Source organism: Alphaproteobacteria bacterium (assembly GCA_018662925.1).
GTDB lineage: Bacteria > Pseudomonadota > Alphaproteobacteria > 16-39-46 > JABJFC01 > JABJFC01.
Window position 1 is genome coordinate 1 of sequence record JABJFC010000071.1, and the last position, 4,696, is coordinate 4,696.

The following is a 4,696-nucleotide window of genomic DNA, read 5'->3' on the forward strand; positions in this document are numbered from 1 at the left end:
AAAATGATGCTAGCTTCATAATAATATTTCTTAAGAAGGGGTTACGTTTTCACCTAAAGAGTGTAACCCTTTTTCTCTCCTTTTCCAGCTATTTCCTCGTACTCAGAGCTTTTTTGTTTCTCTATCTCGGATCTAGGGATCAACTCAAATAACAAGTGCTAAATTGATATACTCGCTATAACCAATAAACATGTATATTTACATGTACTTTTTTGTATTGAAAGTTATCGAGAATATTTTCTGCGTGAGATAGAGTCTGTCTTCTGCTTGAGCCAGGCAAATGAGAGGAAAAGCCTCTAGCAGTTTTGTGGGGACACTCACACCATCCAAAAAGAAAATTGATGGGTCTAAAAAATTCCAAAGTGCTAGGAATTTAAGAAAGGTTTGCCTGGTGATTTTATATTGATAATCGCAATCTTACTCATAAATCCAAAAATTTTAAAGAGAGGCCAAATATGGTTAAGTGAGTGTATCAATTTCTTCAAAAAGAGCACGGGGATCGAACCGACAAACCCGACAAACGTAAAAAGAAAGTTGATTTGTAGGTTTTGTCGGTTCCTACCCAAGATATTTTTGATGAAAATTTAGGAAACGGATCCGGAAGATTAACTGATAATGTTTCTCTCATCGACAATTTTGAAGAAAGATGTGCTATTTCTGAGTATAGAAATCCATTGACAGTGTATTGCATATCAAGATGCTTTTATCGACATATTAAATGCTCTCCCTTACGGGCATACAAAAAAAACGACTGGTTCGAGATACAGTTAAAGGCTGAAGAAGACTGGCTCTCTGCTCAAAGTATCAATAAACCAGTATAATTAGCCAAAAATTTATTGGGCTTCAATTTCCAACCTACCCTAGAAAAAAATGAAAGGTTCCATCCTGAGAGCATGTTAAGAGAAGCTAATTTCTCTTTATTGAAAAAATTTAAGGATAAACACACAACACAGACCATAGGTTACGAATAAATACCTTGTAAATTAAGATGTAGCATGTGTTAGCCACACAGTAAAAAAACCCCTTGATTTAAGAGATCAAAATGTTAGTTTAAAGGCGGTTATTGTGCATATTTGTTAGGAATGATTGTTATGAACAAAACATTTCTTTCGGTATTTTGTTTTTTTTTCTATTATTCAACCCTCGGCTTGAATATTCAGCCTTGCGGTGCTTTTCCTGATGGACGAATGCATAATTCTTCGCAAGAAGAATTTACAGAAAAAGCCCTCGCAAAGGTACAAATTTTAAGAAACCATTTACTTTCAAAAAATTTTTCATCATTGGAAGACGGAGTTCAAAGGCTCTTGAATATTAGAAGTGCTCGGGATGACCTTATTGCACTCGATTCAGATGAAGGCTCATGGAAACAACTATATGATTCTCTTCAATCACTCACTTTTGGTGAAGAAAATATGTGGCCCACTCAAAGTTCTTATGAAAAAGCCTGTAAAGCAAATCTTTTGCTTCGAGCTGTTCTAGGGGATGAAAAACTTCTGAAATATTTAGAATATACGGTAGCAAACAGATTTGAAGACGCAGATTTTATTAAGAGGATGTTTTCGAATCTTTTCTGGACAAATCCTCTCCTTTTGGAACGTGGATATGTGGAAACGTTGCGGATTGCTGGAGATAACAAACGAGGCCCAGACGGGTCCATCACCCAAGAAGTCTACGGAAACTCACTTGCCCTTTGGTTATATTATATGGGAACCTTGGACAGGGACCAAACACGAAAAGAATTGACCAAAAAAGTTAAGGTTCTAACTATAAATCTTAGATCTTCTAGTTTGAGTAATGCTTGCTCTGGATTACAGGAAGAAATCCTAGAACAATTTCAATTTTTGGATTCCCCTACTTTTACCTCAGAACAAGAAGAATATTGGAAAGCTCGCGAAAGTCACACTTTAGAAAGTGAACTAACACAAGATACACTTCATGCAGGAATATTCTTGGGACAGAGTATAGCATCCCCAAATCGAAACCTTAATAGTATTGATGACAAAATATTTTTGAAAGCTGTTGAAGCTTTTGTTAGAGAGGGACAAAATGGCAACCCGCAGGGGTGGTTTTATGCCTATTATTATAACCAGCGTCTCGCCACATACTTTAGAGAAACGCCTCAACAAGAAAAATATTTAACCAGATTAAAACCCTATATGTTAATGCTTTTCCTAACAGAAGGAGTGAAACATCTTAGGGGAATTAACGTAAATGTTGCTTTATTTAGAAACAATGGAATAGAGTCACGCATATAAATACGTTTATTATTTAGGGAAAACTATGAGAATTTATAGAGTTGTTGTTTCTCTTACTTTTTTGTTTATAGCTATTGCAAATATTGCATCTTCCAATGATTTTGAAGCCACCGTATACGACGTCGGTCAAGGAAACGGTGTTGTAATAAGATATCGGGATAAAGCGCTCATTGTCGATGCAGGATCAGTTGAAAGGGTCACGTCTACAGCCTTTCGAAAAAAACTTGAAGAGAGTGAAGCTGAAGAACTCTCGTACTTTATCACGAAACTATCTTTTGACTTAAGAGAAGCTGGCGTTGATGTTTCAGAAAATTCAAGAGTAAGAAGTGGGAGTGGAGACTCAAAGGAAAGTAGTCATGGATCTGCAGGAAGTGGTGCCACCCTTGACTCCCATGCAAGTGAAGGAGACCTTGGGGCAGATGAGGATGCCCATACAGTTGCAAAAGAATTTGTTGAAAGAGTCCAGAAAAAACTAGATGGCGTTAGTAAGATAACTGTTGTTGTCTCCCATGCTGATACAGATCACTATAACCTCCTCCCCTTAATTTTTGAGGAAAATGAATGGAATGAGAAAATTTCACATATTATTTTGGGAGGTTTTAAAAGCTCATACGTGAAAGAAACGAGAACAAACTCGAGTTTTGCAAGGTGGCTCAAAGATCTTCCAACTAAGAATGTATTTTACACTGGACTCAAGGAGGGAGCGGAAGCAGGGAACGCAGAAGATAGACATGATATAGCAGGTAAAGTAGCTCCTCCGTACCCACATCCCTTCGATAAAAACTTTAAGCCGAAATCAGTACAATTGATTGAAGACTCCCTTGGGACAGAAGCAGATGATCCTTTGGTTTTAGTTCTTTCCATGAATGCGGGCCACTCTATGGTAGACAGAGAAACTGCGGGTGTAGCAAACCACAGTGATAACTCCAATAGTCTTGTGCTTAAGGTCGAATTCAATGACCATTCATTTTTATTGCCAGGTGATGTGAACGCAACTGGTTGGGATAGAATCGTACATTTTTGGAAAGATACACTTAGAAGTGACATTTTGCTTCTCAGTCATCATGGGGGGTCCTCAGAAAATTACCAAGATGGCAGCTATAGGACTACCACATTAGGTTATTTAGAGGCTATTATGCCACGAGCTGTTTTCGTTAGCGCTGGACACCGGAAAAGATATGATCATCCCGAAGAAAGCGTAATAAACATTGTTGAACAACATTTAGATTCTCAGAGAATTACAACTAATCCCCATTATGTCCACGTATTTAGAACCCGAAGTGGAACTCCAAAAGTTTTTGAACGAAAAAAAACCAAGCAACCCATTTATACTACATTTAGCTCTGGTGATCTCTCTTTCTCATTTGAGACAGGTGAGGAAGAAATTAAGGTTACAGCAACCCGTGGAAAATCCATGGAGGTTTCTGAGAGGGATACTGAAAATAAATATGAAAAATCCTCGAGGGGGTATAGGAATTTAGAGGATTTAAAAGATGCTTATAGTGACCACAAAATTAATATTTTTCAATATGATGGAGAGGATCGCAAAACGATTATTCCTAAAGAAAATATTTCAGCTGGTGATGCGACTCAGACAATTCACGTATTATATATTAGTCCAAAAGGAGAAAACGAAGGACTTTATAGACTTCTCATTAAAGTGCCCTCGGATGAACGATGATAACTTAAATTAAAGATGGTGTTACGCTCCATCCTTGAATTTACCAGTTTATTCTAAGGTTAAGTTATAAAATTTGTAAAATCCAAGCCTTTGAAAGGAAAACGTTCCTCAACCTCGCGGGTTTTGCCTTCAACCATTTGTTAATATAATGTGTAGACTTCTTTGCGATGTCCTATATCAACGACAAGAAAATTCAATCTACGATCTTGGAGTTCGCATGAAAAGCGGTAATTCCCAATACGGTATCTCCAAATTCCTTTTTTATTGCCACTTAAAGGTTTTCCAACACCGAGAGGATTCTTTAAAAGCTGTGCAATGACAATTATCGACCCGGACATCATAATTGTCATTGCACAAATCGGAGACCCTCAACAGCTTTACGAAGACGTATATTGTGCGCGAGGCAATATGGAAAACAGAATCAAAGAAACACAATTGGATCTATTTTCTGATCGTACTTCTTGTCACAACTGGTGGCCAAACCAGCTGAGGCTTCTTCTCTTCCCTGGCATATATTCTTATGGAGAGAGTTCGACATCTCACACTTCAGGGAACTGAACTCGCGAAGGCTCAAGCCAATACTATTCGCTTGAAACTTCTTAAAATAGGTGCGGTTATTCTGAATAATACACGTCGGATCCAGTTCCTTCTTTCCAGTGCTTATCCTTTTAAATCGCTCTTCCAAACAGTTGCTGCCCGATTAAACTCTTCGTAGCTCTACTGGGATTGCAATTGATACACCCTTCCACAGAGGATCAAT

Annotated in this window: 5 protein-coding genes; 4 read left to right on the forward strand and 1 reads right to left on the reverse strand. The window is 37.8% G+C overall.

Going from position 1 to position 4,696, the window contains the following annotated elements; translation table 11 throughout:
• Positions 1–1,091: 1,091 nt before the first annotated feature.
• A complete protein-coding gene (locus HOL16_05985) occupies positions 1,092–2,255 on the forward strand; it encodes a hypothetical protein (GenBank protein MBT5390236.1) in 1,164 nt (387 codons plus the stop codon).
• Positions 2,256–2,280: 25 nt separating this feature from the next.
• Complete coding sequence (locus tag HOL16_05990) at positions 2,281–3,936, forward strand: hypothetical protein (GenBank protein MBT5390237.1); 1,656 nt, start codon at positions 2,281–2,283, stop codon at positions 3,934–3,936.
• A 140-nt stretch (positions 3,937–4,076) separates the two neighbouring features.
• On the opposite strand, the gene HOL16_05995 is transcribed toward HOL16_05990, so the two are convergent.
• On the reverse strand, positions 4,077–4,286 hold the full coding sequence (locus HOL16_05995; protein ID MBT5390238.1) for a type II toxin-antitoxin system RelE/ParE family toxin: 210 nt from the start codon (positions 4,284–4,286) through the stop codon (positions 4,077–4,079).
• Here HOL16_05995 and HOL16_06000 point away from each other — a divergent pair.
• Both HOL16_06000 and HOL16_06005 read left to right on the forward strand, forming a co-directional pair.
• Positions 4,252–4,494 carry a hypothetical protein gene (locus tag HOL16_06000; protein ID MBT5390239.1) on the forward strand — a complete coding sequence of 81 codons (243 nt, stop codon included), beginning with the start codon at positions 4,252–4,254 and terminating at the stop codon, positions 4,492–4,494. The two genes, HOL16_05995 and HOL16_06000, sit on opposite strands and share 35 nt — an antisense overlap.
• Positions 4,457–4,651: a hypothetical protein gene (locus tag HOL16_06005; GenBank protein ID MBT5390240.1), complete on the forward strand. Its 195-nt coding sequence runs from the start codon at positions 4,457–4,459 to the stop codon at positions 4,649–4,651. The genes HOL16_06000 and HOL16_06005 overlap by 38 nt, the downstream gene beginning before the upstream one ends.
• Positions 4,652–4,696: the final 45 nt, after the last annotated feature.